8 protein-coding genes and 1 pseudogene are annotated in these 4427 nt (G+C 63.5%); 4 read left to right on the forward strand and 5 right to left on the reverse strand.

Going from position 1 to position 4427, the window contains the following annotated elements:
• Nucleotides 1-105: 105 nt before the first annotated feature.
• Nucleotides 106-363, reverse strand: coding sequence for a YpsA SLOG family protein (locus tag AUC71_RS21965; protein ID WP_083238243.1), 258 nt, complete (start codon nucleotides 361-363; stop codon nucleotides 106-108).
• Between the two features lie 19 nt (nucleotides 364-382).
• On the reverse strand, nucleotides 383-631 hold the full coding sequence (locus AUC71_RS22690) for a YpsA SLOG family protein (protein WP_425283373.1): 249 nt from the start codon (nucleotides 629-631) through the stop codon (nucleotides 383-385).
• A 42-nt stretch (nucleotides 632-673) separates the two neighbouring features.
• On the opposite strand from AUC71_RS22690, the gene AUC71_RS09590 reads away from it, so the two are divergent.
• Entirely contained in the window at nucleotides 674-1102 is a 429-nt protein-coding gene (locus AUC71_RS09590) for a hypothetical protein (RefSeq protein WP_193427035.1), read from the forward strand.
• Here AUC71_RS09590 and AUC71_RS09595 read toward each other — a convergent pair.
• Nucleotides 1099-1719, reverse strand: coding sequence for a glutathione S-transferase family protein (locus AUC71_RS09595; protein ID WP_069624088.1), 621 nt, complete (start codon nucleotides 1717-1719; stop codon nucleotides 1099-1101). The genes AUC71_RS09590 and AUC71_RS09595 overlap by 4 nt on opposite strands.
• A gap of 62 nt (nucleotides 1720-1781) precedes the next feature.
• Between AUC71_RS09595 and AUC71_RS09600 the strand changes: the two are divergent.
• Nucleotides 1782-2632 (forward strand): annotated as a pseudogene (locus tag AUC71_RS09600) (potassium channel family protein).
• A 17-nt stretch (nucleotides 2633-2649) separates the two neighbouring features.
• Nucleotides 2650-2940 carry a DUF3175 domain-containing protein gene (locus AUC71_RS09605; RefSeq protein ID WP_069624089.1) on the forward strand — a complete coding sequence of 97 codons (291 nt, stop codon included), beginning with the start codon at nucleotides 2650-2652 and terminating at the stop codon, nucleotides 2938-2940.
• Between the two features lie 2 nt (nucleotides 2941-2942).
• On the opposite strand, the gene AUC71_RS09610 is transcribed toward AUC71_RS09605, so the two are convergent.
• Nucleotides 2943-3143 carry a hypothetical protein gene (locus AUC71_RS09610; RefSeq protein ID WP_069624090.1) on the reverse strand — a complete coding sequence of 67 codons (201 nt, stop codon included), beginning with the start codon at nucleotides 3141-3143 and terminating at the stop codon, nucleotides 2943-2945.
• Nucleotides 3144-3202: 59 nt separating this feature from the next.
• Here AUC71_RS09610 and AUC71_RS09615 point away from each other — a divergent pair, with 59 nt between their 5' ends.
• Nucleotides 3203-3700, forward strand: a complete 498-nt coding sequence (locus tag AUC71_RS09615) for a hypothetical protein (protein ID WP_069624091.1) — start codon at nucleotides 3203-3205, stop codon at nucleotides 3698-3700.
• A gap of 202 nt (nucleotides 3701-3902) precedes the next feature.
• On the opposite strand, the gene AUC71_RS09620 is transcribed toward AUC71_RS09615, so the two are convergent.
• On the reverse strand, nucleotides 3903-4427 hold a 525-nt coding region (locus AUC71_RS09620; protein ID WP_069624093.1), incomplete at its 5' end, for a DUF1097 domain-containing protein.

Below are 4427 nucleotides of genomic sequence, written 5' to 3' on the forward strand. Positions count from 1 at the left end.
GCCGCGAGCCTGTCGGCCCTCGGCGATATGTTTGCCGTGGTGGTGCCGCATGAGGCCGACGTTCCGTCCTAGGCAGCAAATGAGCTGCCAGCGAACCTTGCGCGCTCAGCCATCGTTCCCTTTCGGCCTGTCGCAAAGGAGAACGACCAGAAACTCGCGGGCCTCGGCATAGATGCCGGGCACCTCGCTTTCCCGAGGTCCGGCGATGCAGAGCGTTTGCGCTGTCCGGCTGCGCAGAAAGTCTTGTGCGAGCTTCAGCGCGCCCGCGCGCTCAAGATCGATGACGATGTGCGGCTTGTCGCGTTCGTGCGCGTGCGCCAAGGCGCGGGCCAGTCCCCCTTGAGGCGGCAATCCCACGCTCATCGGCGAGCACCATCACGCGTCAGCATCGCGCACATTCCAGCCGGTGCGCTGTCGGGCGAAGAGTCCGGCGTCTCTTGCAAGCCGGATAGCGCGTTCGCACGCCGGGAGGATGGGGATAATCCTCCGCCCAACCACCCTTGGGACACCAGCCGCGATAGGGCAAGCCGGCGGCGATGGCGGCATCGAGTGCCGCGCGGTCGACGCCAGTCTGTCCTCCGGAGACGATGGTCAACATCTTGTGTCCAACCTCAACCTCGCCTTGCGCCATGGCGCCAATAGCGCATCATGCGGCGAAACGGGGGAGATCGTCATGTCTCTGAAGCTGCTCTTGCTTGGCTTTGTCGCCGGGTTCCTCGCCACGCTGATCTTTCATCAGGGCTTATGGTACCTGTTCAACCATACCGGCATCATTCCGCTCGACCGCCCGGCTTGGGCGACCGACCCTATTCCGCCGTTCGGCGTGCCGGCGGTCCTGTCCAAGGCGTTTTGGGGCGGCCTCTGGGGGTTGGTTTTAGCTCCCGTCCTCGTCCATTTGAGCGGCCCCAGCTATTGGGCCGCCTGGGTCATTGTCGGGGCCCTCGCGCTCACCCTCGTCGCCTTCTTCGTGGTCCCGCCGCTCAAAGGCGAGCCGATGCAGGCGATGGGGCCGCGCTTTCTCATTGGGCTTGCGGTGAACGGTGCCTGGGGTTTCGGCACCGCACTTATCTTGCAGATCCTCGGCGCGGTTCGTTCGGGCTAGGACGCCGCCATAATCTCTTGGTCCAAGGCCGTCGCGCGCTGGAGCGCCGGCCGGGCCTCGAGGCGCGCCACGTAGCCCGTGAACTCAGCCCGCTCCGGCACGAGCTTGAACATGAGACCCCACCGCAAATTCGCGCCGACGACCACGTCGGCCGCAGTGAACTGCTCACCCATCAGATAGGGCCCGCGCGCCACGGCCTCGGCGGTTATGTCCATAACGGTGTCGTAGTCGCCGTAACCCAGCGTCCCATGGCGCGGCTGCTCCTGGCGCGGATAGGCATGGTCCATCATGGCCGGCTCGATACAGCCGGGTGCGAAGAACAGCCATTTCAGATACGGCCCGCGCCGCGGATCCCCGACGGGAATGTTGAGCCCAGCGGCTGGAAATTCATCGGCCAGATAGGTGCAGATCGCCGCCGACTCGGTGATGATGGCCTCGCCGTGGCGCAGGGCTGGCACCTTGCCCATCGGGTTGATGGCCCGGTAGTCGGGGCTGAGTTGCTCACCTTTGGTCAAGGTCAGGAGGTGAATATCGTAAGGTTCGCCGAGCTCCTCCAGCATCCAGCGTACAATGGATGATCGCGAAGGCGCCGCGTGGTAAAGCGTGAGCGCTGCCATGACATTTCCTCTCTCGTGAACCCGCGGGACATTACCTTGGCGGCACGACACAAAGAAGGCGCATGACCGCAGCGAAGACCTCAGGCAAGAGCAAGTCCGCCACGAAGAAATCCGAGCCACCGCCGAAGGAGGCGGAGCCGGAGGCCGAGACTTTACGCGAGCGTTTGCGGCTGCTCTATCACGGCCGCAGTGTCGCGGCGCACCGCTTCCGCTACGGGCTGCTCGCCTTCGATATTCTCACCATCATTTTCATCGTCGGGACCTCGTTCATCCCGCGCGAACCCTGGATCGAATATCTCGACGTGATCTTCGGCCTGGTAATCCTCGCGGATTTCTGCGCGCGGATCTGGGTCAGCCCGCATCCGGTGCGGGAGTTCGCCCATCCCGCCACCTGGGCGGACATGGTGGCGATCTTCTCGTTTCTCGCTCCCATCGTCGGCGAAGGGCTCGGCTTCCTGCGCATCCTGCGCACCTTGCGGCTCCTGCACACTTATCAGCTGGTGGCGCGCTTGCGGGCCGACAGTACGTTCTTCCGGCGCAACGAGGAAGCGATCACCGCGGTCATCAATCTCATCGTGTTTGTCTTCATCATGACGGGCATCGTCTACGAGACGCAGCATTGGCGGAACCCGCTTATCGCCAACTATGTGGACGCACTTTATTTCACCGTGACGGCGCTGACGACGACGGGCTTCGGCGACATCACCCTGCAAGGCTCGCTCGGGCGGCTGATTGCCGTGGTCATCATGATCTTCGGTGTGACGCTGTTCTTGCGCCTGCTGCAGACGCTGCTCAGGCCGCAAAAGGTGCGCTTCCCCTGCCCCGAATGCGGCTCCAGCGGCACGAGGCGGATGCAGTCCACTGCAAAGCGTGCGGCACGACCCTCAATATCCCCGACGAAGGACGCTTCTAGATCGGTGTTGGAGACAGATGACCAGGACGACATTCAAGCGCTGGTCTCAAAACGTCACCGAGCATTCCCACGCGCTCGACCTCAAGAAGGGGGTGTTCGCGCTTGAAGACCCGAAGGAGATCGCGGCGTCGCTGAAGCGCTCTGCCGAAGCGAGCAAGCGGCGGAAAGCGGATCCCTTCCGCTCGGCGATGTCGATGCTCGTCTTCTACATGAACCGCGCCGGCAAGAACCTGTCCGAGGAGGACCGCGCCCGGCTGGAGAAGGCAAAGGACGAGCTGCGTAAGGCGTTCGGCAAAGAGGCGAAGTAGCTTTACGCTTTCCCCGCTTTGGCCAGCTGCGCCACTTCGCCGATCGTGTGCTCGGCGTGCTGAGCGAAGGTCGACAGCACCGCGTCAAACGTCGCGTCCTCGGCCTCGGCGCTGCCGCGGCTGGTCTGGAGCTCTTCGAACACGCCGCGATAATCCGAATAGCCTTGCAGCTCTTCGCGGCGTTGCCACCAAAAATCGCCCATGAGGAAAAAGCGAATCCATGAGAACAGGCAGTCGGTCCAATCCTCGAGATAGCGCGCAGGTGGATGCTCGGGCTGGCCAGATAGATCTTGTCCTCGCGTCGGTTGACCTCGACCAGCCGGCCATCGAGGAAATGATGCTCGGGGCATTCCACGAAGACGAAGCTCATGCGGTCATTGTTGGGATAAAGCTCCCGTGGATCGAACAGTCTGAAGTCGAGACCGCGCAGACGCACCGCGTCGAGCACGATGAGTTGGGGGCCACCGTCGTCCGGGGCGATGACCGTGAGCCCGGCTTCCAGGGCTCGCGCCACGAGCGTCTCGGGATGCGGTCCGATGGCGCTCGAAATCAGGATCGGGCCTTCGAGAGTCTGGTCGATGACTTCGATGTTGGGACGCGGCAGAGCTTCATGCCCCTTGCCGACGAGGCTCAGATAGGGCCTCTCGCCCCGGCGCAGATAGCTCTCACTCGCGCGCGCAAGACGGTGGAGATAACCGAGCAGCCGATACCGGGCTTCCGGATCGCGGCAGTTGCCTTTCCATACGACGTCGACGGATGACATGACTTTTACAACGTCTCCGAAAAGGCGCGGACGATCCGCGCGGAACCCTAGGACACAAGAATAGCGGGCACATTGCCGGTCTCCGCCCCCGCGCGCAAGGCACACCCGAAAACAGGGTTGCCCAGAGCTTCACCGGAAAGAATAAACGGCGTGGCCTCTCGGCAAGGCCACGCCGTCGATCGGCATGCAAGCCCCGGGCCTAGGGGGTCCCGGAGCCCAACTGCCGGATTCCCGCGTAAGCTTTGGCGTGGGCGCCGTGTCCGGCCCCAGCCAACATGCCTGCGACTTTCTCCGAGACCCAGCCGAAGAGCGCACCCACGATCATCGAGCAGATGATGACCACTACCGGGTTCTCCATGGAGGCCGCCGTCAGATTGCCGGCACCGTTGCCCAGAAGCGTCAGAGCCACCACGGAAGCGAAGCCATAGACCTGTGCCGGAATGGCGGCGAAGGCCGGGATATTGGCCAAGAGGACCATCGCGGCAACGCCGACGCCGACGCAGATTCCGGCCCAAATCGGCAGGCCGATCTGATCGCCAATGCCGGTCTGGGTCGCCACCCAGAGCGTAATGCCGGCGATGATGGCGCCGGCGATATTGCCGAGAATGGCCGATTGCAGGCCGGCTTCCTTGCCACCGCAGTGGAAGAAGCAGCCCCACGCGATAAAGGCGGCCCAAATGGCAAGCATGCCAACCGAGCGGGCCAGGAAGAGCCAAGTGGCTAT

The organism is Methyloceanibacter marginalis, assembly GCF_001723295.1.
GTDB classification, from domain to species: domain Bacteria; phylum Pseudomonadota; class Alphaproteobacteria; order Rhizobiales; family Methyloligellaceae; genus Methyloceanibacter; species Methyloceanibacter marginalis.